We start from the raw sequence: 21,268 nt of genomic DNA on the forward strand, positions 1-21,268 counted from the left end.
AATATCTTCTAAAAATAACTGTCCAAAACCAAATCCACTTAATAAAATGCCAAGCCAAGGAATCGGCGAATAACCGAAAATCAGAACCCTTTCGCCGCTAGGAAAAACAGCTGTTGCAAATAAAAACCCTAATGATTTCTAAACATCTTCAGCAAATGGTAAGAGTGGAATTGCGTTGTGAAGAAATATAATCATCAAACCTAAACCTGCAATTAATTTTGAATTTAATCTTAATAATAATGATAGAATAATAAACCCGAAACCTATTGCAGAAAGTACATTCCAGAATAAAATACTGAAATGAACATCGAACCAAATTCCAAAATTCACGATTGTAAAATCCATCAATATTAATAGAAATCCTCTGGTCAAAAGATATTTTCTGGTTTCGGAAATATTCTCATTTCTTTTACAAGTTAAAAAGGCGGAAACCCCTGAAAGAAAAACAAATGTTGGTGCGCAGAGATGCGTAATCCAGCGTGTGAAAAACAATGCCGGATCTGTAGTTGTGAGATCTGTCGGATTTTGTGACAATGAATTGATGTGAAGAAAATCCCGGGTGTGGTCCAAAGCCATAATGATCATTACAAGACCACGAACGATGTCGATACTTTCTACTCTTTTCATAGTTTGATAATTTAATATTAATCTTACAGTAATATATTTCCCTAATTAACTGTCCTTTAGAAATTTATCTAAACCAAATTTACCGATTTCTGAATTGATATTTGAAAGATAAATTAATGTCTATTTTTGTATCAGATTTTTTAAAACATATCCAAAATGTCAATCAAAACAAATTATCAAAATATCCTTTCCCAACTTCCCGAAAATGTAAAGCTTGTTACAGTTTCAAAAACGAATCCAGCTGAAAAAATCAAAGAAGTTTATGACTTAGGACAACGAGCTTTCGGAGAAAATAAAGTTCAGGAATTATTGGAAAAGCAATCTGTTCTTCCAAATGATATTGAGTGGCATTTGATCGGTCATCTTCAAACCAACAAATTGAAATTTGTAGCTGGCTTTATCTCGATGATAGAAAGCGTTGACAGCGAGAAACTTTTGAAAGAAATTGATAAAGAAGCCTTAAAAAACAATCGCAAAATCAATGTTTTGCTTCAGGTAAAAATCGCAAAAGAAGAGACAAAATTTGGTTTAACGGTTGATGAAGCAAAAGATATTTTCAATAAATTCTTAGTCGGAAATTATCCAAATATTGAAATCAAAGGCTTGATGGGAATGGCGAGTTTTGTGGATGATGAAAATCAGATCCGTGAAGAATTCGGTCGTCTAAAACAACTTTTTGATGAATTGTCAGCATTAAAACCATTGGAAACTTTATCAATGGGAATGAGCGGCGATTTTCCTTTGGCAATCGAATGCGGCTCGAATTCTGTGAGAGTTGGATCAGCTATTTTTGGAGAACGGAATTACTAATTGTTGTTGTTAGGCTGAGGCTCACGAAGCCCATCTACAATTAAATTTCCATTAAAATACACTTTCGTAAACCCTCATCAAATCTTTTGCAATCACATCATCATTGAATTTCTGGACAAACGCCAAACCTTTTTCAGCGCGGCGTTTTCTTTCCGGCTCATTATTCCAAATAAAATTAATTTTTGACCTGATGTCTTTAACATTTTTAGGGTCTATGTAGACAGAATCTGGTCCGCCAGCCTCGGGAAGACAGCTCGTATTGCTCGTAATTACAACCGTTTCGGAATACAAAGCTTCAATCACCGGAATTCCAAAACCTTCGAAAAAACTTGGATAAATAAATATTTCAGCAAGTTTGTAAATCGCAGCCAGCTCGTTCATAGAAACGCCTTGCAAAAATTGAACTTCAACTTTATTTTGTTTGATTTCCTTTTCTATCAGTTTGAAATATTTCTTTTTCTTACCACCAACCACTACCAGCGGAATATCAGTTCCTTTCAAAGCTCTGATGATATTGAGAAGGTTTTTTCGTGGTTCAATGGTTCCTACATTCAGAATAAATTTTTGCGGAAGATTGAATTTTTCTTTGATTTGATCAAGAAATTCAGCAGATTGTTTTTCTTTGAAACTGGCGTGACAACCTTGGTAAACCACCTCAATTTTACTTTCAGGAACCTTTAAATAATGAATAATATCTTGTTTTGTCTGCTCAGAAATAGCGATAATTTTATCTGCTGCTGCAGCCGCTTTTTTGAATTTCCAAAAATGAATTCTGCGGTCAATCCAGGTGTAATATTCCGGATACCTTTCGAAGATGAGATCGTGGATGGTTACAACTTTTTTGATTGGTTTTTTGTTCCATTTCAAAGGCAGTTCGCCGGACAATCCGTGGAAAATATCGGCACCTAAATTCTGTGCATCCATTCCCATTTTGAATTGTCGGGACAAAGTGCCCTTAGAAGTTTTGAAGTGCGAAACGTTTGGCAATTCTAAAATTTCTTTTCCTTTCTCTGAAGTTTTTTTGCTGATCAAAACATATTGATTTTCAGGAAAAACTTTCGAAAGAATCCGTAACAGATCTCTGGAATAATTTCCCAATCCTGATCCGCTGGAAAAAGCGCGTTTGGCATCGTAAGCAATCTTCATCAATTCTTTTTTACGTTTTGATTATTTAAGAAGTTCCTAATTGTTCCAAATTCATAATTGTTTTTCTTAGCCCAAATAATGAAATTTTCAAACCGGATTTCCATTTCTTTTCCTGTATTTTTGAATGTGTAACCTGGCAATTTATAATTCGGATCAGAAATATCATTGAATTCCCAAGGATGAAAATAAATATTTAAAAATCCTGTAGAATTTAATGATATTTTGGACAGCGATTTATACAACCAAAGCGGAAAGTTATGAAAACTTAGCCAAAACAAAGGTACTCGGAACATCGTAGAAACCGAAGCCGGAAACTGAATTACTTTTCCTTGCCAAAATGGTTTTCTGCTGACCTTAAAATTATTGTATCTGCCTGGAAGATAAGTTGGATTGATGGAAGAATTGTAAATATAACCAGCATCTGCAACCGCTTTTTCTGACACCGGCATCATTCTCGGCATTCTCAAGCCAGTGACTTCTGTATTAAAAAGTTCTTCTAATTTTTGCTTTGACTCTGCCAAATGTTCTTCCTTGAAATCTGAATGAAACCAAGTGTGAGAAGCTAATTCGTGACCCTGTGCTAATAATTCAGTTATCAAATCTTTGTTTTCCTCCGCAAAAATTACGGTAGAAAAAAAAGTGCCTTTAACATCCTGTTTTTTCAGAATCCGCAGAATATTCTGCAGGCCTTTTCTGGAAACAGAAATCTGCTCCTCAAAAGGAATTACGCCCTGATATTCCAGAGGCATATCGAATTCTTCTATGTCAAAACTGAGTAATATCATTGAGACTTGGTTTGGAGTTGAATCTGCAGCCCGGCCCGAGTGGATCCCGAAGTTTCGGGAGGGAACGGAGGACGGATAAAGCTGCCATAAAAATTTAAATTATAACTTTTTTGAACGGACAATATAAATCGGGCGATCCTTCATCTGTTTAAATATTTTTCCCATATAAATTCCTAAAATTCCAAGAATGATCAACTGTACACCACCAAAGAAAACGACCGTCATAATGAGTGATGCCCAACCTGAAATTTCGGAATGATTGACAAATGAATAAATAACGTAAGGAATGTAAAACAATGGTAATAAGGAGAAAAAGAACCCTAGATAAGCAGCCAGATAAAGTGGTTTCACACTGAAAGCTGTAATTCCCGTAAAAGCAAATTTGATCATTCTTCCCAAACTATATTTGCTGCTTCCTGCAAAGCGATCTGCTGCTATGAAAGGTATTGCAAACTGTTTGAATCCAATCCATTTTACCAGTCCGCGCAGGAAAATATCAGATTCTCCTGAACTTCTGACAACATCCACAACAGACGCATCCATCAAACGGAAATCTGAACTTCCCTTTTCCAATTCTACATCTGATAAACTGGAAAGCAAATGATAGAAAAAGTCCGAGGTTTTCCTTTTGAAATAACTGATACTTTTGGAATATTTTCTGATGGTGTAAACGATATCATAACCTTCTTCCCATTTCTGAACGAGTTGCGGAATCATCTCTGGCGGATGCTGCATATCGCCATCCATCGAGATTACACAGTTTCCGTCTGCAAAATCCAAACCTGCTTTAACAGCATTCTGATGACCGAAATTTCTGGAAAATTCTATAAACTTAACCTCAGTAAATTTTTGAGACAAATCTTCCAGAACCGCCTGTGTATTGTCTCTGCTTCCATCATTGATAAAAATAATTTCATAGTTGTATCCGGACAAAGTTTTGAAAACCTCATCTACAGCCTGTCTGATTTGCGGAATATTTTCCTCCTCATTGTAAGCCGGAATTACTATGGAAATTTTTTTCATTAATCTAATTTATAATCTTTCTCGAAATCCTTTGTCAGCAGTTCATACATTACTCTGAACCAGATTAATATACAAGGAATTGCTTTGGTTGAATATTTAATAAAAACGCCTTCTTTGATAAATTTTGGGAACAAGTCCGAAAATGCAAAACAAGTGAAAATCATCACGAAAACCAATAATCCAATATCAATTTTTGTTAATTTTTTCTGCATAAGAAACCAAATCATAACACCCGAAACTGCGATAATGTAAGTCGGACTTTCTGAACTGGAACTGAATAAGACGATAAACAATAAAGTCGAAGCCAGAATCATTAATTGAAATGGCAGAAATTTATACTGCTTGATTCTTATATAAGGAAGCATAAACAGTGTAAATCCTGGAACCAAAAAAACTAAGTTGGAAATATCTGCATTACCTAAAACCCGCCTCACGACGCCCATCAAAGAATAATCCTGACGGCTCATCAAGGTTTGATTGGATAAATTCTTTTCGGAAAGAGAAACGTACCAATCTATGTAAGACTGAATCCCAAATTCTTTGCTGGAAATCAACATTGGCAAAACAAAAAACAGAATCGAAATGACTGCAAATGAAATAATAAATCTCGCCTTATTTTTAATAAAGAAAAATGCCGATAATCCAACAATTCCATAAACTTTTACAAATGTTCCGACGAGAATTGCGAAGGCCGATTGCGCTTCTTTTCTTTCATAAATATGTATTGCGGATAATATTAATAATCCCGTCAAGATAATATTAAACTGAAAATAAGTCGCTGCCGTAATGAATTCCTGTAAACAAAGCCAGGCAAAAAAAGATTTTTTGGCATTGGAAAAAGGAAGTTTGTAAACCGAATAAAGAAAAACCAGTGTTCCGGCAACATTCCATAAAACAGATCCAAAACCGTCCGGCATCATTGCAAAAGGCGCAATCAACAAACTGAAAAAGACACCGTAATGATTGCTGTCAAAAAACAGATCCGGATATTGAAGGAAAATATTTCGCTCCTGCAAAGTGTTGTAAAATACTCCTTTGAAAATCAAATAGTTATTGTAACCGCCAGTCCCTCTTTTGTATTTGCTGTACGCTGTTACAGCCGCTACAATTATATAAATAACAAAAATAATCCGATAATCCGAGATCAGTTTCAGGAACTTCTGTTTCACAATGTTTCCGTAGGTTTAGTTTAAAAAAAAATGTCATTCTAGCAAGAATTTAGATTCTCATTAGAATGACAAATATAAGTTTAAAATCGATAATTCGCTTATAGCTAATTGCTTTTGGCTTTAAAAATTAAGAATTTTTCGTTTTAATATTATTTTAAACCGCTACATTATTTTCTCTCAAAGCATCATTAAGAGAGGTTTTTTTGTCTGTAGATTCTTTTCTTTTTCCGATAATTAATGCACAAGGAACCTGAAATTCCCCAGCAGGAAACTTCTTGGTATAACTTCCAGGAATTACTACGGAACGTTCCGGAACATAACCTTTCGTCTCGACTGGTTCTGGTCCTGTAACATCGATAATTTTGGTAGACATTGTCAAACAAACATTTGCACCTAAAACCGCTTCTTTACCAACACGAACACCTTCTACAACGATACATCTTGAACCGATGAAAGCATCGTCTTCGATAATAACCGGAGCCGCCTGCAAAGGTTCCAAAACACCGCCGATTCCTACACCGCCGCTTAAGTGTACATTTTTTCCGATCTGTGCACAACTTCCAACCGTCGCCCAAGTATCAACCATAGTTCCGGAATCTACATAAGCACCGATGTTGACATAAGATGGCATCAAGATCACACCGCTTGCAACGAAACTTCCGTGTCTTGCGATGGCGTGAGGCACTACTCTAACGCCTTTTTCTGCGTAATTTTTCTTTAAAGGAATTTTATCGTGGAATTCGAACGGGCCAACTTCTATGGTTTCCATCGTCTGGATTGGGAAGTACATTACGACTCCTTTTTTTACCCACTCGTTGATTTGCCAGCCGTTTTCCGTAGGTTCTGCGGTACGCAATTCTCCTGCATCCAGTTTTGCAACCACTTCTCTTATAGCATTCTGGTATTCTTCTTCTTTCAAAAGTTCGCGGTTATCCCAAGCTTTTTCGATTTTTTCCTGTAAAGACATATTTTTTATAAATGATAATTGATTAATGATAAACTGCTTTTGGCAACTGGCTTTTTGCTTTTAGCTTTAAAACAGTTGTCCGTCGCAAAAATAATAAAACTAAAGCACACTTCTCGCAAAAAGGAATGCTTTGTTCCAGTAAGCTTCGTTGAGTGATGAGATAATAACGCCTTTAGAAGTTGAGGCGTGGATGAAAGTAACTTCGCCGCTATTCAGAATGTCGTGAACGATCCCAACGTGAGTTACAGATGATCCGCCGGCAGTTGCGAAGAAAAGCAGATCGCCCGGTTTTGCCTGAGAAATATTAATGGAAGCTCCTGATTTTCCCTGATCCTGAGAACGTCTTGGCATCTGAATTTTGTTCTCATCAAAAACCTTGCAGACCAAACCTGAACAGTCAAAGCCGGATTTGGTATTTCCGGCATATTTGTAAGGCGTTCCGAGATAGTTTTCCGCATCATTGATAATGGAAGCTCTCGTCCCGGAAACGTTTCCTGAATAAGTGGAACTTAGTTTTTTGAGGCTGACAGATTTGCTCGTCGCCGGTTTTTTGTAAGAATATTTTTTTGTGGATTTTGAAGCGCCACAAGACACCAGAATTATTGAAAACAGAATTACCAGTAAGGATCTTTTCATGGAGTAGATTTTAAACAGTAATTTTTTTTCGATAGATTTAGTTTGATTGTCTCACAAAAATAGGACACTTATCCAAATTAAACAAGAGTTTGAATTAAAACTTAATCGTAATTTAAACATTTAAAAATTCTTCACCAGACCAATTCCAAAATTTTTGTTCTGATAAAATGGCATTACCATCGTTTGAGAATGCGCATTTTTCCCACCAATAAGTTGATTGATTTTTGGATAAAGCCAATAAGATATTTCGGTTGATAAGATTCCAAAACCCGCGCCTGCAACAACATCGCTAAACCAATGTTTGTTATTCAACATTCTATAAACACCTGTAAAAACAGCGAAAGAATATCCTGAAATCCCGAGCAAAAAATTGCAATCTTTATATTCCCGATACATGAACTGCGCCGATGCAAAAGCAAAAGCAGTATGTCCGGACGGAAACGAGAGATTATTGGAACCATCCGGTCTCTCCTCTTTCGTAATATGTTTCAGCGGCAGCGTGATTGCAGAAACCAGCAGCAAAGATGTGCCGTAAATAATGCTGCGGTCTCTGATATTATGCTTGCCCTGAACTCCAAAAGCATTAAGACCATAGACCAAAATGCCTGGTGCGAATTGTGTATAATTATCCAGCCTGATGTGATCCGGCTTGTGTTCCGAGATTTCGAATTGAGTAGATGAGTTCAGATTTTTAAGACTTGGGATCGACAGGCTTGCGACGCCGTAAGAAATTAAAGCGGCAGGAATAATCAGTTTTCTGTACGCAAATTGATGGGAGCTGTCTTCAGTTTTTGATGCTGACACCATTGAATCCTGAACTTCATTGACAATCAAACTATCTTGTGCCCGTAACGCCTGGCTTGTCATTAAAACTAATAAGAAATTTAACGACAGCCTTTTCAAAGTTAATTTCATAGATCAAAAATGCAAATCAATTTAGAAGATATTTTGAATTATTTCTTGGTCAGCAAGGTTTCTTTCTTTGTCATTTTCATCTTTCCATTTTTAAATCTTTCACTGGCAGTTTGGTAGTAAGAAATGGTTTCTGATACTAGATCCATATTTTTGGTTTTCATTTCGGACAGAGACTGATCATTCCCGGAAACACCGAATTGTTTCACTCTTTTTCTATCATCAATCTGTGTGAAAACATTTCTTTTCAGCATTCCCAAAGTTCTGTAATTTCCGAGGAAAGCCCGCTCATCACCAGGTTTTGTTTGATTGATGTCTTTTCCGTACAAACTAGTATCGTAATTCCATCCGAGATAACCGAACAATGTTGGCATCAAATCAATCTGAGAAGTCAGACGGTCAATTTTTTCCGGCTGATGTGGCAGATTGTAAATAATGGCAGGAATGTGATGATTTTTAATATTGATTTCCCATTTCCCAGCGCTGTTTGCACAATGATCAGCAACGATTACGAAAACCGTATTTTTGAACCAAGATCTCGTTTTGGCTTCAGCAAGGAATTTCCCCAAAGCATAATCGGTATATTTCACAGCCGCATTTCTATTGCATGTGGGAAGATCAATCTTTCCGTTTGGAAAAGTATAAGGTTTGTGGTTGGAAGTTGTCATAACAAACTGGAAAAACGGCTTGTTTGCTTTGGCGTTTCTGTCAGCATATTTCATTGATTGTTTGTAAAGATCCTCATCACAAATTCCCCACGCATTTTCGAAACTGACTTCGTTATCCGCAATCTGGAAACGTTTTGTTTTGATGTCATCTGAAAGCGCATTTCCTCTGTTTCTATCGACAATATCAAAACCTTGTCCACCGAAAAAATTGTTCATATTATCAAAATAACCGTCGCCGCCATAAATGAAATATGGCTGATAATTTTTCTTTTTCAAAATGGTCGAAATCGAAAATAAATTCTGGTTATTTGGTCTTCGCACAATGCTGTTTCCCGGTGTTGGCGGAACCGATAAAGTCAAAGCTTCCATTCCGCGAACCGTTCTCGTTCCTGTTGCATAAAGGTTTGTGAAGAAAATACTTTCGTTCGCAAGCTTGTCATAGTTTGGTGTGATGTTGTCTTTGTTACCAAATGCTTTTATGAATTCTCCGCTGAAACTTTCTATGGTTATTAAAATGATATTTGGTTTTTGTTCGGTATTTCCTTTTGTCGTTCTGGAAATATCGTCCGTCGAATTGGAATCATAAGTTTGATTTTCCTGGAGAAGATCATTTTTCAAAATTTTGTAAGCTTCTTTATCAGAGATTTTCGGGTAGAAAGTAGCATAATCCAATTCATTGGCTTTGAAAGCATTAAAGAAAGAAAAAACGCCATTCTTCCCTAATTCATTCACAACCAGATTGTCGGTAGATTCTGCCTGTTTGTTTTTCATTAATAATCCCAAAGCAACCGCCACAATGATAAGTGGAATTGCAAATCCTGAACGACTGGAAATTGATCTTTTATCAGAAAATGTATTTTTGAAAGCACTGATCTTTTTTAATGCAAAAAGTGTTATTAAAATCAATGAAATCAAAACCACAAAAATCAAAGGAAGTGGATAAGACTGGTTGATATTTTCGACGACTTCATAAGTGTAAATCAAATAATCAACGGCAATAAAATTGAATCTCACGCCAAACTCATCCCAAAATGGAATCTCCGCCAACAGACTGAAATAAATGATGATCAGAATTAAAACCAGATAAAAATAAGTGAAAACTTTATCGAATTTTGAACCGATCCACTTTTTTGGAAATATCAGTAAATAAACAGCATACAACAGAAGAAATAATGATCCAACGGTCAAATCAAAAAAGAATCCCGTAAAAAAAGCCCGTGAAATCTGGAGAAAATTAAGATCCAAATCCTTTGACGACCAAATCAGAAAGGCAATCCTTACCAAAAATAAAAGAATTACATAAAGACTTAATATTGAGAATAATACAGAAAATCTGCTTCTGAATAATTTTGCAAAGACTGCTTTTGGATTCATAATGACACGTTGTTGAACGTGCAAAGTAAAAACCCAATTTAGAAGAAATTTTGAATTTAAAGATCTATGGAAAACAGGTGAAGATTATTTTCAAACCGGTAATTAATCTTCCAATTCTGAAGAATGCAAATTTGTTTGATAATCGCTAATCCCAATCCGCTTCCACGATTGTCTGCTGACAGCTTTGAAAATCTTTTAAATAGCAGATCTTCATTCAGTTTTTCTGTTCCGGAATTGGAAACTTCAAATACTAAATTGGTCAGTCTGATATTAATCAAACCATTGGAAGAAGTGTGACGAATGGCGTTCAGAATTAAATTATTAATCAGAACTTCCATCAGACTGCTATTTCCTTTGACTTCAACATTAGATAAAATTTCTGACTTTACCGTAATATTTTTCTGCTGAAAATGTTCCCGTAAAACTCCAATGGATTGATTCAATAATTCATCAAACCGAATCAATTCAGAATTATCAAACTGGCTGTTATCAATTTTCGCCAAAAGCAAAAGATTCCTGTTGATCCTGGAACTTCTGGTCAAAGCCTTGTTCATTTCTTCCGCAATCTGATATTGTTTTTCGGTCAGATCTTGATTTTGCAAAAGAATATCCAGTTTATTTTTCAGAATTGCCAAAGGCGTTTGCAGTTCGTGGGAAGCATTTTCCGTGAATTCTTTCTGAGTCTTATAAACGGAAATATTCTGGTCTATCAATTTACTTAAAGATTGATTGAGTTCATAAAATTCCGTAATATCAGTTTCATCAAATTCAATCTCAGTCTGCTGATTCAGATTGAATGTTTTGAGTTGATCTAATGTTTTTCGGAATGGTTTCCAGACGGATTTTGACAATCTTCTGTTCAGAAACAACAAGCCTCCAACAATCAAAATGAAAAGAAAAACTGTAGTCGCTGAGATGAAAAAGATGGTTTCCTGAGATTCCTCGATATTGGTTTCGATACTAAAACGAAATGGTTGTTTGTTAAGATAAATAATTTTGGAAAGTCCCCGAAACCGGTCTATCTCTTCAAAATGGAGAAAGTCGTGCGGTTTTTCTACGATGAAAATGCTGTCTTTGAGGTTGTCATTTCCTTTCACACTTTGGATATTCGTACTTGGCTGCAGTTCATTCCAAAACTCGATCGTTTCCAACAGATTTTGGTCTGATAATTTTAAACTGTTAAGCTGAGAAGACGTTTTCTCTGCTACAATTTCGTTATGTTCATCCAGCTCGTGTTTCCAGATCGCATCCACCACAAAATAATACACAGGAACGCTGATGACCAGGATAATGAGGACATAAATGATAAAAGGTTTGGTGGTTTTGCTAAGTAATGGTTTCAACGGAATAAATTTATGAAATTTCCCACTTGTAGCCAGTGCCGTAAACTGTTTTCAAATAATGATCACAACCGGCATCGTAAAGTTTCTTTTTAAGGTTTTTTACATGTGCATACACAAAATCGTGGTTATCCAGCATATCAGCAAAATCACCGGAAAGATGTTCTGCTAAAGTACTTTTCGAAATCACTTTGTTTTTGTTGCCAATAAAATAAATCAGAAGATCAAATTCCTTTTTTGTCAGAGAAATAATCTCATTATTTATGGAAACAGATTTTGAAAGAAGATCAATCTGCAATTCATTCTGCTTTACAACATTTGAGTTATTGAACTGCTTTCGCCGGATAATTGAGTAGATTCTTGCCATCAATTCTGACAAATGAAAAGGCTTTGTGAGATAATCATCCGCGCCCAATTGCAAACCTTTTATCTTATCATCCAGTGCATTTTTTGCAGAAATTATGATGACGCCGTCCTGTTTGTTTTGAGATTTCAGTTCCTCTAAAATTTTGAGTCCGTTGCCATCCGGAAGCATAATATCGAGAAGAATGCAGTCGTACTGAAACATCTCAATCTTATGAATGGCTTCGGCAAAAGTAGAGGCAAACTCACACAAGTAGTTTTCTTCTGAAAGATATTCCGCAATGCTTTTCGCCAGTTCTGTTTCGTCCTCAATGATTAGAATTTTCATCAGTTTAAATTATTCAGCCAATGTACAGTTTGAATTTAGAAGAAATTTTGAATGAAGATAAAATAAAAAATCCTTACAAAATAATTGTAAGGATAAAGTGGAGAATACGGGGATCGAACCCGTCACCTTTAGACTGCCAGTCTAACGCTCTAGCCAGATGAGCTAATTCCCCTTTTGTTGTGCAATGATAATGATTTTGCAGATTACACACAAAATTAAATTCAAATTAATCATAAAAAATCGGGCTCAAATAAATTTGAACCCGATTTCTGTAAAACGTAAAATTTAAAAATATGAAATCAATTTTGATTTGATTTTAAATACTCATCGATGATCTCGAACGCCTTTTTTTCGTCTCTAAGATCAACTTTAATAAAGGTGTTGGTTGCAGTGGGAGTCGAAAGAAAACTAAGATAAGAGTTTTCAACATCACATTTAATTCCTGCATCTTCCAGCTTAGACTTCATCAGCTGGATCTCCTGTGGGCTGCTGCTTTCGTAAACAGAAACTCTGGTTGTTGCATCCATAATTCAGATTTTGATTTTATTAAGGATAAGCAATTTATAAAAAAAATATCAAAATCAAAAATTCTTTATATTAAATTCTCAAATATTGAATTAATTTTATCTAAAACAATCTGAATTTCCTCTTTCGTTACATTAAGATGTGGACGAAATCTGATGGACTGATCACCGCAGGTCAACACGATGATTCCTTCGTCATAAAGCTTCTCTCTAAGCCAATTTCTGGTGTCGTGGTATTTCAGATCAAAAGCACACATCAAACCTTTTCCTCTTGATGCAAAGATCTGTTCTGGGAATTTTTGTTCTAATTTTAATAAGCCTTCTAATAGAAATTCTCCTACAACTTTGGAATTCTCTACCAGATTTTCATTCTCTATAATTTCCAAAACCAATTGAAAACGAAGCATATCGATAAAGTTTCCTCCAAACGTAGAATTGATCCTGGAACTTTCCACGAAGACGTGATGCTCAACTTCGTCCAGTTTTTCTTTGTTCGCCAAGATTCCGCAAACCTGTGTTTTCTTACCAAAAGAGATCACATCGGGAATGATTCCCAGATCTTCGTAAGCCCACATTTTTCCCGTCATTCCTATTCCGGTTTGAACTTCGTCGAGGATCAGAAGGATTTCGTTTTCGTCACAAATTCTTCTAAGTTCAGCGAAGAACTCATTTCGGAAATGATTATCACCGCCTTCCGCCTGGATCGGCTCAATAATGATACAAGCCACCTCATCCGGATTTGCCAAAATCGCTTCCTGGATATTGAGCAAGGCCATTTGTTCGTGCTTGATGGTTTCCTCTAGATTTTCTTCCGTGATCGGGAAATTCAGTTTTGGATTGGTGATTCTAGGCCACTCGAATTTTGGGAAATATTGATGTTTCCTTGGGTCCGAAGTATTTGTCAATGACAATGTGTAACCACTTCTGCCGTGGAAAGACTGTTTGAAATGAATGACCAAAATTGCTTCCTTGTCAATATCTTTTTGCCAGTTCTTTCTGGTTTTCCAGTCAAAAGCGGTTTTCAAAGCGTTTTCAACAGCCAAAGCGCCACCTTCCACGAAAAAGCAATACGGTAACTCTTTAGGAATCGCCACTCTCGAGAAAACGTCCATAAAATCTGCATATTCCTGAAGATAAACGTCACTCAAAGTTGGTTTGTAAATTGCCATTTTTCCCAACCAATTGGCTTTTTCCAAAATGTAAGGATGATTGTAACCAACGGAAGCCGACGCAAACATCGAGAACATATCAAGATATTCTTTGCCTGTCAATCGATCCACAATGTAGGAACCGTGGGACTTTTCGAAATCCATTACAAAATCGAAACCGTCTGCAAGGATGTGTTTGCCTAGGGTTTCTTTTACTTTATTTTCGTGTACAAGTGTGTTCATTTTTATAAGTGATAAATGGTGATTGATAAATGATAAATGCAGAATTTTAAAAAACTTCCTTCATCTGACTTTCAGCTTCCGACTTTATTAATCTAAATCGAATTTGATTCCCTGAGCCAATGGCAAACTGGTCGTATAATTGATTGTATTGGTTTGTCTTCTCATATAATATTTCCAAACATCGGAACCGGATTCTCTTCCGCCTCCAGTTTCCTTTTCGCCTCCGAAAGCGCCACCGATCTCTGCTCCGGAAGTTCCGATATTCACGTTTGCGATGCCACAATCCGAACCGCCGTTTGAAAGGAACAATTCTGCCTCTCTCAGGTTTTGCGTCATAATTGCAGAACTCAAACCTTGTGGAACATCATTTTGAATTGCAATCGCCTCGTCCAAAGTTTTATATTTGATCAAATAAAGAATTGGTGCGAAAGTCTCGTGCTGAACGATCTCGTAGCTGTTCTCAACCTCAGCAATGCAAGGTTTTACGTAACAGCCGGAAGTATAATCTTCACCTTCCAAAATACCACCTTCAACCACGAATTTCCCGCCTTCCGCTTCACATTTTTCGATGGAATCTTGATATTGTTTTACCGCCGATTTGTCAATCAAAGGACCAACGTGGTTGGATTCGTCCAACGGATTTCCGATTTTCAATTGTCCGTATGCTTTTACCAAACGGTCTCTCACTTCGTCATAAACAGATTCGTGGATGATGAGACGTCTTGTGGAAGTACATCTTTGTCCAGCCGTTCCGACTGCGCCGAAAACCGCGCCGATGATACTCATATTGATGTCGGCATTTTCTGTGATAATGATGGCATTATTTCCACCCAATTCCAGAATTGATTTTCCGAAACGTTTGGCCACATTTTGCCCAACGATTCTTCCAACTTTGGTAGAACCTGTGAAAGAAACCAACGAAATTCTTTTGTCATTAACCAAAGTATCGCCAATCTCGTGATCCGCGATCACCAAACTTGAAATTCCTTCCGGAAGTCCATTTTCTTTGGCTACTTCAGCAAAGATATTTTGACAAGCGATTGCACAAAGTGGTGTTTTTTCTGATGGTTTCCAAACGACAACGTTTCCGCAGATCCAAGCTAATGACGCGTTCCAAGCCCAAACAGCCACCGGAAAGTTGAAAGCTGAGATCACGCCGACAATTCCAAGCGGATGATATTGCTCGTACATTCTGTGACCTGGTCTTTCGGAATGCATCGTGTAGCCGTGAAGTTGACGCGACAATCCGACTGCAAAGTCACAGATATCGATCATTTCCTGAACTTCACCAAGACCTTCCTGCAGGGATTTTCCCATTTCGTATGAAACAAGTTTTCCCAAGTCGTCTTTATATTCTCTCAATTTATTTCCGAATTGACGAACCAGATCACCACGTTTTGGAGAAGGAATTTGTCTGAATTCTTTGTAAGCTTCTTGTGCTATTGACAACACTTTTTCGTAGTCATTGGCGTCTGAAGTTCTGATTGAAGCGATTAATTTTCCATCAACCGGAGAATTGCTCTCTATATTTTTTCCGGATGAGAAAAATTCCAATCCTGTGGAGGTTCCGTTGTTTTCGGTGGAGATTCCTAGTTTTTTTAGGTTTTCTGATATTGAAATAGAGGACATAAAGTTTTTTATTTTGAAGTCTCTAAAGATAAAAAGATATTTTGACCAACAAAATTTAAAACTAACAATCGTTAGTAAATTTAAAAAAATGTTTGCCTGAGAAGACTTTGTAAATAAAAAATTATAATATTTTTAGATTGTTAAAGTTATTTTGAACGAATCTAAATTGGATATTTTTTCTTAATTTTGAAAAAAATAAAAAATGGAAGAGCATATTCAGACGGAGGAGAAAAAATTGCCCAAATGGAAAATCTTACTGAAAAAGTTTGGAATCGGCGGCATCATTTTCTTCACTGTAAAAGGAATCATCACTTCTACCCTCATCTATTTTCTTGGTAAAAATTTCTGGGTCATCATCCGCGATTATTTTGCCAATCTGTTTTAATTAGTAAAGCGCTTCTTTCTTAGAAAATAGCCAATCCAAGGAAAACTTGCCTGAACCTAAAACAAAGATCGTCAGGTAAAAGAAAAAATACACCAAACTCAATTCTTTGGTTGCGTACGGATCTGAGCCGTGAACTACAAAAAAGGCGATCAACATTGTGACCATCAAAGGAATGGTGGCAAATCTTGTGAGAAATCCAAGCATGATGAAAACGGAACATAAGAATTCCGCAAAAACAACAAGCACCAGAGAAATCGCTGATCCCAGTCCAAGGAAATTCATAAATTCTATCTTGTCATTCGCAATCAACTTATCCAATTTTGGCAAACCGTGCGTCAACATTGATATTCCTACAAATAATCGTATCACTAATATCAATCCGTTTAAAACCGTATCATTAACTTTAGATGAATTAAAATTTCTCATTTCCAGAATCAATTTCTACCAAAGCTAACAAAAAAATCCTTTATAGAAAAGGATTTTAGAGGTTTTTAACGGTAGCCAAAGTTTTTGAGATCTCTGTCATTTTTTCGCCAGTCTTTTTTGACTTTTACGAAAAGGCTGAGATGTATTTTTTTACCAAAGAATTTTTCCAGATCGATACGCGCTTCTGTACCCACTTTTTTGATCATTTCGCCTTTGTGACCAATGATGATTCCTTTTTGTGTATCACGTTCTACATAAATTATGGAATCAATAACAATTGCGCCCTCTTTCTCCTTAAACTGCTCCGTCACCACTTCTACAGCGTAAGGAATCTCTTTCTCATAATTCAACAAAATCTTCTCACGAATTGCTTCGTTAACGAAGAAACGTTCTGGTCTGTCCGTGTACATTTCCTTGTCGTAGTAAGGTGGATTTTCCGGCAGCATATCTTTCAGTTTCGGTAGAATGATGTCTGTGTTGAAAGAGTTTAAAGCAGAAATTGGAAGAATCTCGGCTTTTGGTATTTTCTCGTGCCAGTCGGTCGCTATTTTCTCCAGCGTTTCCTGATTGGTCTGATCGATTTTATTTAATAACAATAAAACAGGAACTGGAATTTTGTTCAATTTATCAATCAAAAATTCTGATTGTTCCGCTTTGTCCGTCACATCGACAATGAAAAGAAAAACATCTGCATCCTGCAAAGAATCTTTCACAACGTCCATCATTTTTTCCTGCAAACCATATTTCGGGTCCATAACGCCTGGTGTATCAGAAAAAACGATTTGAAGATCATCTTCATTATAGATCCCGAAAATCCTGTGTCTTGTGGTTTGTGCTTTTTGGGTTACAATTGCCAACTTCTCTCCCATCAATTGATTGAGAAGGGTTGATTTTCCGGCGTTTGGTTTCCCAACGATGTTTACGAATCCTGCTTTGTGCATTAACTTGAATTAAAAATTAAAAATCAAATGACTAAAATTCATTAATCATTCAACTGTTAGAAATGATTTGCAAAGTTACGGAATTTTTGAGGTAAGATTTTTAAAATCGCAATATTTAATCTACCAGCAAGTTATAGTATTTCTAAAAATTTATTTTTAACTTTATGGTCAAATAAACTTATATCTTATGAAAAAAACTCTATTTTTTATTTTTGCAGCCAATTTATTTTTTGCGCAAAATTCAGAATTAATAAACACAAACTGGCAGGTGACCAAAGTAGTTGGCGAATTGTTTCCTAATGATCAACTTCCTCCGCCAATGCCTTATCAGCAGATTACCGATTTTAGTACAAATCCATCAAGAATCAGTCTGTCCTTTTTTAACACTGTGTCAGCAGATGTAACTTATAATGGACAAAACGCTTTTACGGTAAATAGTAAAGCCTGTACTTTGGCCGATTACTCGGGCGATAATGGTCAGGTTAACCAGTTTTTTGGATCTTTGTGTAATTTCTTTATAAAAGACTCTAATTATTATTACACTATCGAAAATAATGGCAGTGAAAAAACTTTAAAAATTGGTAATGCAATATTCCAAGAAGTTCATTTTAAATCTATTACGTTAGGTACAAAAGAGGATGAATTATCTAAAGTTGTTCTTGGTCCTAATCCGGTAAAAAACATTTTAAATGTATCAAATTCAACCATTATAACATCAGTGAAAATTTATGATTCATCAGGAAAAGTAATATATGACAAGCTGGCAGAAAAGTCGAAAACTGTAAATATCGACGTGAAAAGCTTTAAAACTGGTATCTATTTTATACAGTTGAATGGCAAGGAAACTTATAAGGTCATTAAACAATAAAATTATTATTGTAAAATCAGTAAAAAATCGGTTCAAAATTGAGCCGATTTTTTTATTTAAAGTTTTACCTTTGGAACTTCACTTTTTCAATCATCATTTATGTTCACAGCCAAAGAAATCTCAGAGATCAATGCCCTTCTCGTTCCGGAAAACAATATCGTCATCGTATCACATCATAATCCGGACGGCGACGCAATCGGTTCTTCTCTTGGTCTGAAACATTACCTGAAAACAAAAGGCATAGATGCAACTGTAATCGTTCCAAACGACTTTCCAAAATTTCTAAAATGGATGCCTGAAGCAAAGAAAATTGTGATAGGCGAATACAAAAGAAAAGTGGCTGGCGAAGCAATTTACAATGCAGATGTGATTTTCTGTCTGGATTTTAACTCACCATCCAGAATTGGACTTCTTGGCGATTGGGTAACGAAAGCAAAAGCAAAAAAAATCCTGATAGACCATCATCAGATGCCAGAGCAATTCGATTATGTATATTCTGACACGACGATCCCGGCGACTTGCCAAATGATCTATCACTTTATCCAAGCCAACAATGATGAAAAATCTGTGAATCTGGATATTGCACAATGTCTATATACCGGAATAATGACTGACACAGGCGGTTTCCGTTTCCGTTCTACAAGCGCAAGCACACACAGAATTGTGGCCGATCTAATCGAAAAAGGTGCAGATCCAGCCATCATCACTTCCAATACTTGGGACACAAATACGATTTCCAGGCTTCATCTCCTTTCCCTCGTTCTCAGCAGAATCGAATTGACAAAAGATGGAAAAGTAGCTATCCTTTGGCTGAAACGTGCTGAACTGAAAGAATACGGCTTCGACAAAGGCGACACAGAAGGTTTCGTGAATTATGGTTTAAGCGTTCTCGGAACCAAAATGGCGGTTTTCTTTATGGAAGATCTTTACGAAGATTTTATCAAGATCTCTTTCCGTTCCAAAGATGCTGTGGACACGAATCAGTTTGCTAGAAAACATTTCAACGGTGGCGGACACATCAATGCTTCTGGTGGGAAATACTTCAAATCTATGGAGGAAACGATTGAGGATTTTAAAGAGAAGATTGAGGCGGAGGATTTTTAAATAACGAATGGAAATTTTTTATAAGTCACATGAAACTATCCTATTTTTCAGAACAATATAAAACTTGGAAGAAATTAAATTTTATCACTTTTGAAAGAAAGCTGGAAAATGAAACAGCATTTGACGGAATCGTGAAAGTTTATAGTTTAAAATGCAGTTTGGAAAGTATATGTCTAAAGTTAAATGGAAAATTTTTTGGAGAATTTAATCATTCAACAGAAAGCGGAATTTTCTTAAGAATGTTTGCAACCAAAGATTCGTGGCCAAAATCAACATTAATTTATATTGATTTTATAAATTCGACATTAACAGAAATTGATTCTAATAATTCTTCTTGGTTAGTGTGGAAAGTAAAGGATTTAGAAAGTGGAAAATACTCAATAGAAATTTCGCCAACAGAAAGAATAGAATTTCAAACATAACGACTTACAACAGTAGTTTTTACGCAATATACTTATTTAACTTTCAATATATTGCTTATTCTTATCCCGTATTTTTGAAAAATTAACTAATGTAAAAACTTGATTGACAGACAAAACCCCTAGCCCCGATGGGAACGGCATCCTTTTTTGTCTTATCTGAAACGCTGTTTTGAAAACTAAACTTATGAGACAAAAAAGATATAGTGGACAGCGGGAAATAGCTCCAAAAATGTTGTAAAATACTGTTCAACGAAGTCAAATAGCTCCTAAAAAATCTATCGTAACAAGACGAAAATCAGAGCGATGATTGCCGGCAAAGCCTGAACGAAAAATATTTTTCTCGAGGCTGAAAGTGCACCGAAAATCCCGGCTACAATCACGCATCCAAGAAAGAAAATCGCTACATTTTTTGACCAAACGGCGTCGCAAATAAACAAACTCCAGATGAGTCCGGCGGAGAGAAATCCGTTGTACAAACCTTGGTTGGCGGCAAGTCCTTTCGTAGGTTTGAAGAGCTCTTCCGGAAGTGAACCTTTGAAGGTTTTCTTGCCCAAGGTTTCCCATGCGAACATTTCCATGTACAGGATGTAAAGATGCTCTAGCGCGACAATTGCGATGAGGATTTTTGATAGGATTTCCATTTTAGAGAACGAATTTTTTGGGTAGATGATGGAGCAATTCTATGTTTATAATTTCGGCGCAAACTTCCGGTTTTTCCCAATGTCCATTGTGTCCGCAATCCAGAAGGTAGGATTTGATGTTCGTGTTGTCCGGCAGATTTTTGATTGTTTTTTCTGAGTTGACTGCTGAATCGTGTTTGCCAGATAAAATGAGGATTTTGCCTTCGAAGTTTTCTAAAACCTTGGAGCGGTCAGGACGTTCTATCATACCTTTTTGAGAGGCAAGAACGCCATCTACGGAAGATGTGTAGGCAACTTCTTTGGCAAGTTTTATTTTGGATTCCAGAATATCGTGTTCGTTTGGATTGAAGAGATTGGGAACGCCGGCATTTACGAAAGCTCTCAAGTTTTCTTTGATGATCCTCAAGCCTTTGGTTCGGGTCTGCTTCTTTTCCTCGTCGTCTGCGAAATAGGTTGAGAAAAACAGCGTGACTGATTTCAAATCTTCAGGATATTTTTCCGCAAAAGCCAAGGCAATGTAACCACCCATCGAATGTCCGAGTAAGTGGAATTCATTTAATTTCAGATGGTCTGTAAGTTTTTTCAATTCGTCAGCCATCAATTCCATTGTTTGAACTTCGGCAATGACTTTTGATTTTCCAAAACCTGGCAGATCAATTTTAATCAATTTGAATTTCTCGGACAGATGCGGTTTCAAATCTTCCCAGATCGAGAGATTTTCCATAAATCCGTGGAGCAAAACCAGGTTTTCCGTCCCGTTTCCTTCTATTTCGTAGTTGAGCATATCTT

Annotated in this window: 23 protein-coding genes and 1 tRNA gene; 5 read left to right on the forward strand and 19 right to left on the reverse strand. The window is 36.4% G+C overall.

From position 1 onward, the window contains the following. Positions 1-138: 138 nt before the first annotated feature. A complete protein-coding gene (locus tag LUD75_RS09085) occupies positions 139-627 on the reverse strand; it encodes a heparan-alpha-glucosaminide N-acetyltransferase domain-containing protein (RefSeq protein ID WP_232705356.1) in 489 nt (162 codons plus the stop codon). Between the two features lie 156 nt (positions 628-783). Between LUD75_RS09085 and LUD75_RS09090 the strand changes: the two genes are divergently transcribed. Continuing rightward, the gene (locus LUD75_RS09090; RefSeq protein ID WP_232705357.1) at positions 784-1,437 is read left to right on the forward strand and encodes a YggS family pyridoxal phosphate-dependent enzyme; all 654 of its coding nucleotides are present in this window, start codon (positions 784-786) and stop codon (positions 1,435-1,437) included. 51 nt (positions 1,438-1,488) lie between these two features. On the opposite strand, the gene LUD75_RS09095 is transcribed toward LUD75_RS09090, so the two are convergent. From LUD75_RS09095 to LUD75_RS09160, 14 genes are all read right to left on the reverse strand, one after another. After that, positions 1,489-2,583, reverse strand: a complete 1,095-nt coding sequence (locus tag LUD75_RS09095; RefSeq protein ID WP_232705358.1) for a glycosyltransferase family 1 protein — start codon at positions 2,581-2,583, stop codon at positions 1,489-1,491. Beyond that, the gene (locus tag LUD75_RS09100; RefSeq protein ID WP_232705359.1) at positions 2,583-3,368 is read right to left on the reverse strand and encodes a polysaccharide deacetylase family protein; all 786 of its coding nucleotides are present in this window, start codon (positions 3,366-3,368) and stop codon (positions 2,583-2,585) included. Before LUD75_RS09100 ends, LUD75_RS09095 begins: the two co-directional genes overlap by 1 nt. Positions 3,369-3,467: 99 nt before the next feature. Then, positions 3,468-4,391 (reverse strand): glycosyltransferase family 2 protein, encoded by a 924-nt coding sequence (locus tag LUD75_RS09105; RefSeq protein ID WP_232705360.1) that lies wholly within the window; start codon positions 4,389-4,391, stop codon positions 3,468-3,470. Continuing rightward, positions 4,391-5,560, reverse strand: coding sequence for a glycosyltransferase family 87 protein (locus LUD75_RS09110; protein WP_232705361.1), 1,170 nt, complete (start codon positions 5,558-5,560; stop codon positions 4,391-4,393). Before LUD75_RS09110 ends, LUD75_RS09105 begins: the two co-directional genes overlap by 1 nt. Positions 5,561-5,714: 154 nt before the next feature. Continuing rightward, positions 5,715-6,527 carry a 2,3,4,5-tetrahydropyridine-2,6-dicarboxylate N-succinyltransferase gene (locus LUD75_RS09115; protein WP_232705362.1) on the reverse strand — a complete coding sequence of 271 codons (813 nt, stop codon included), beginning with the start codon at positions 6,525-6,527 and terminating at the stop codon, positions 5,715-5,717. A gap of 99 nt (positions 6,528-6,626) precedes the next feature. Beyond that, positions 6,627-7,163, reverse strand: coding sequence for a C40 family peptidase (locus tag LUD75_RS09120; RefSeq protein ID WP_232705363.1), 537 nt, complete (start codon positions 7,161-7,163; stop codon positions 6,627-6,629). Positions 7,164-7,283: 120 nt separating this feature from the next. Next, a complete protein-coding gene (locus LUD75_RS09125) occupies positions 7,284-8,030 on the reverse strand; it encodes a phosphatase PAP2 family protein (protein WP_232705364.1) in 747 nt (248 codons plus the stop codon). 86 nt (positions 8,031-8,116) lie between these two features. Next, positions 8,117-10,117, reverse strand: coding sequence for an LTA synthase family protein (locus LUD75_RS09130; protein WP_232705365.1), 2,001 nt, complete (start codon positions 10,115-10,117; stop codon positions 8,117-8,119). A gap of 56 nt (positions 10,118-10,173) precedes the next feature. Further along, on the reverse strand, positions 10,174-11,460 hold the full coding sequence (locus LUD75_RS09135; RefSeq protein ID WP_232705366.1) for a HAMP domain-containing sensor histidine kinase: 1,287 nt from the start codon (positions 11,458-11,460) through the stop codon (positions 10,174-10,176). A gap of 10 nt (positions 11,461-11,470) precedes the next feature. Continuing rightward, positions 11,471-12,148, reverse strand: coding sequence for a response regulator transcription factor (locus LUD75_RS09140; protein WP_232705367.1), 678 nt, complete (start codon positions 12,146-12,148; stop codon positions 11,471-11,473). 98 nt (positions 12,149-12,246) lie between these two features. After that, positions 12,247-12,320, reverse strand: a tRNA-Ala gene (locus LUD75_RS09145). 127 nt (positions 12,321-12,447) lie between these two features. Then, a complete protein-coding gene (locus LUD75_RS09150) occupies positions 12,448-12,675 on the reverse strand; it encodes a DUF2007 domain-containing protein (RefSeq protein ID WP_232705368.1) in 228 nt (75 codons plus the stop codon). A 65-nt stretch (positions 12,676-12,740) separates the two neighbouring features. Further along, on the reverse strand, positions 12,741-14,063 hold the full coding sequence (lat, locus tag LUD75_RS09155) for an L-lysine 6-transaminase (RefSeq protein WP_232705369.1): 1,323 nt from the start codon (positions 14,061-14,063) through the stop codon (positions 12,741-12,743). 87 nt (positions 14,064-14,150) lie between these two features. After that, positions 14,151-15,692, reverse strand: a complete 1,542-nt coding sequence (locus LUD75_RS09160) for an aldehyde dehydrogenase family protein (protein ID WP_232705370.1) — start codon at positions 15,690-15,692, stop codon at positions 14,151-14,153. Between the two features lie 202 nt (positions 15,693-15,894). On the opposite strand from LUD75_RS09160, the gene LUD75_RS09165 reads away from it, so the two are divergent. Continuing rightward, a complete protein-coding gene (locus tag LUD75_RS09165) occupies positions 15,895-16,077 on the forward strand; it encodes a hypothetical protein (RefSeq protein WP_232705371.1) in 183 nt (60 codons plus the stop codon). Here the strand turns inward: LUD75_RS09165 and LUD75_RS09170 are convergent, their stop codons facing one another. Together LUD75_RS09170 and era are read right to left on the reverse strand one after the other, a co-directional pair. Beyond that, on the reverse strand, positions 16,078-16,503 hold the full coding sequence (locus LUD75_RS09170) for a DoxX family protein (protein ID WP_232705372.1): 426 nt from the start codon (positions 16,501-16,503) through the stop codon (positions 16,078-16,080). 65 nt (positions 16,504-16,568) lie between these two features. Further along, positions 16,569-17,444 carry a GTPase Era gene (gene era, locus LUD75_RS09175; protein WP_232705373.1) on the reverse strand — a complete coding sequence of 292 codons (876 nt, stop codon included), beginning with the start codon at positions 17,442-17,444 and terminating at the stop codon, positions 16,569-16,571. A gap of 187 nt (positions 17,445-17,631) precedes the next feature. Between era and LUD75_RS09180 the strand changes: the two genes are divergently transcribed. The 3 genes from LUD75_RS09180 to LUD75_RS09190 all read left to right on the forward strand — a co-directional run bounded on the left by LUD75_RS09180 (position 17,632) and on the right by LUD75_RS09190 (position 19,838). Next, positions 17,632-18,312 (forward strand): T9SS type A sorting domain-containing protein, encoded by a 681-nt coding sequence (locus tag LUD75_RS09180; RefSeq protein WP_232705374.1) that lies wholly within the window; start codon positions 17,632-17,634, stop codon positions 18,310-18,312. A gap of 99 nt (positions 18,313-18,411) precedes the next feature. Then, a complete protein-coding gene (locus LUD75_RS09185; RefSeq protein WP_232705375.1) occupies positions 18,412-19,416 on the forward strand; it encodes a bifunctional oligoribonuclease/PAP phosphatase NrnA in 1,005 nt (334 codons plus the stop codon). Positions 19,417-19,445: 29 nt separating this feature from the next. Continuing rightward, positions 19,446-19,838, forward strand: coding sequence for a hypothetical protein (locus LUD75_RS09190; protein ID WP_232705376.1), 393 nt, complete (start codon positions 19,446-19,448; stop codon positions 19,836-19,838). A 275-nt stretch (positions 19,839-20,113) separates the two neighbouring features. Here the strand turns inward: LUD75_RS09190 and LUD75_RS09195 are convergent, their stop codons facing one another. Further along, the gene (locus LUD75_RS09195) at positions 20,114-20,479 is read right to left on the reverse strand and encodes a DUF1304 domain-containing protein (protein ID WP_232705377.1); all 366 of its coding nucleotides are present in this window, start codon (positions 20,477-20,479) and stop codon (positions 20,114-20,116) included. 1 nt (position 20,480) lies between these two features. Beyond that, positions 20,481-21,263, reverse strand: a complete 783-nt coding sequence (locus tag LUD75_RS09200; protein ID WP_232705378.1) for an alpha/beta fold hydrolase — start codon at positions 21,261-21,263, stop codon at positions 20,481-20,483. Positions 21,264-21,268: the final 5 nt, after the last annotated feature.

Source organism: Epilithonimonas sp. JDS, assembly GCF_021261315.1.
In the GTDB taxonomy this organism is placed as follows: Bacteria; Bacteroidota; Bacteroidia; order Flavobacteriales; family Weeksellaceae; genus Epilithonimonas.

Coding starts and splice junctions, on each gene's coding strand:
- LUD75_RS09150 (WP_232705368.1), bottom strand. CDS start 12,675: ATGGATGCAACAACCAGAGTTTCTGTTTACGAAAGCAGCAGCCCACAG.
- era (WP_232705373.1), bottom strand. CDS start 17,444: ATGCACAAAGCAGGATTCGTAAACATCGTTGGGAAACCAAACGCCGGA.
- LUD75_RS09160 (WP_232705370.1), bottom strand. CDS start 15,692: ATGTCCTCTATTTCAATATCAGAAAACCTAAAAAAACTAGGAATCTCC.
- LUD75_RS09190 (WP_232705376.1), top strand. CDS start 19,446: ATGAAACTATCCTATTTTTCAGAACAATATAAAACTTGGAAGAAATTA.
- LUD75_RS09200 (WP_232705378.1), bottom strand. CDS start 21,263: ATGCTCAACTACGAAATAGAAGGAAACGGGACGGAAAACCTGGTTTTG.
- LUD75_RS09115 (WP_232705362.1), bottom strand. CDS start 6,527: ATGTCTTTACAGGAAAAAATCGAAAAAGCTTGGGATAACCGCGAACTT.
- LUD75_RS09170 (WP_232705372.1), bottom strand. CDS start 16,503: ATGAGAAATTTTAATTCATCTAAAGTTAATGATACGGTTTTAAACGGA.
- LUD75_RS09185 (WP_232705375.1), top strand. CDS start 18,412: ATGTTCACAGCCAAAGAAATCTCAGAGATCAATGCCCTTCTCGTTCCG.
- LUD75_RS09130 (WP_232705365.1), bottom strand. CDS start 10,117: ATGAATCCAAAAGCAGTCTTTGCAAAATTATTCAGAAGCAGATTTTCT.
- LUD75_RS09125 (WP_232705364.1), bottom strand. CDS start 8,030: ATGACAAGCCAGGCGTTACGGGCACAAGATAGTTTGATTGTCAATGAA.
- LUD75_RS09100 (WP_232705359.1), bottom strand. CDS start 3,368: ATGATATTACTCAGTTTTGACATAGAAGAATTCGATATGCCTCTGGAA.
- lat (WP_232705369.1), bottom strand. CDS start 14,063: ATGAACACACTTGTACACGAAAATAAAGTAAAAGAAACCCTAGGCAAA.
- LUD75_RS09095 (WP_232705358.1), bottom strand. CDS start 2,583: ATGAAGATTGCTTACGATGCCAAACGCGCTTTTTCCAGCGGATCAGGA.
- LUD75_RS09165 (WP_232705371.1), top strand. CDS start 15,895: ATGGAAGAGCATATTCAGACGGAGGAGAAAAAATTGCCCAAATGGAAA.
- LUD75_RS09120 (WP_232705363.1), bottom strand. CDS start 7,163: ATGAAAAGATCCTTACTGGTAATTCTGTTTTCAATAATTCTGGTGTCT.
- LUD75_RS09180 (WP_232705374.1), top strand. CDS start 17,632: ATGAAAAAAACTCTATTTTTTATTTTTGCAGCCAATTTATTTTTTGCG.
- LUD75_RS09105 (WP_232705360.1), bottom strand. CDS start 4,391: ATGAAAAAAATTTCCATAGTAATTCCGGCTTACAATGAGGAGGAAAAT.
- LUD75_RS09090 (WP_232705357.1), top strand. CDS start 784: ATGTCAATCAAAACAAATTATCAAAATATCCTTTCCCAACTTCCCGAA.
- LUD75_RS09085 (WP_232705356.1), bottom strand. CDS start 627: ATGAAAAGAGTAGAAAGTATCGACATCGTTCGTGGTCTTGTAATGATC.
- LUD75_RS09195 (WP_232705377.1), bottom strand. CDS start 20,479: ATGGAAATCCTATCAAAAATCCTCATCGCAATTGTCGCGCTAGAGCAT.
- LUD75_RS09140 (WP_232705367.1), bottom strand. CDS start 12,148: ATGAAAATTCTAATCATTGAGGACGAAACAGAACTGGCGAAAAGCATT.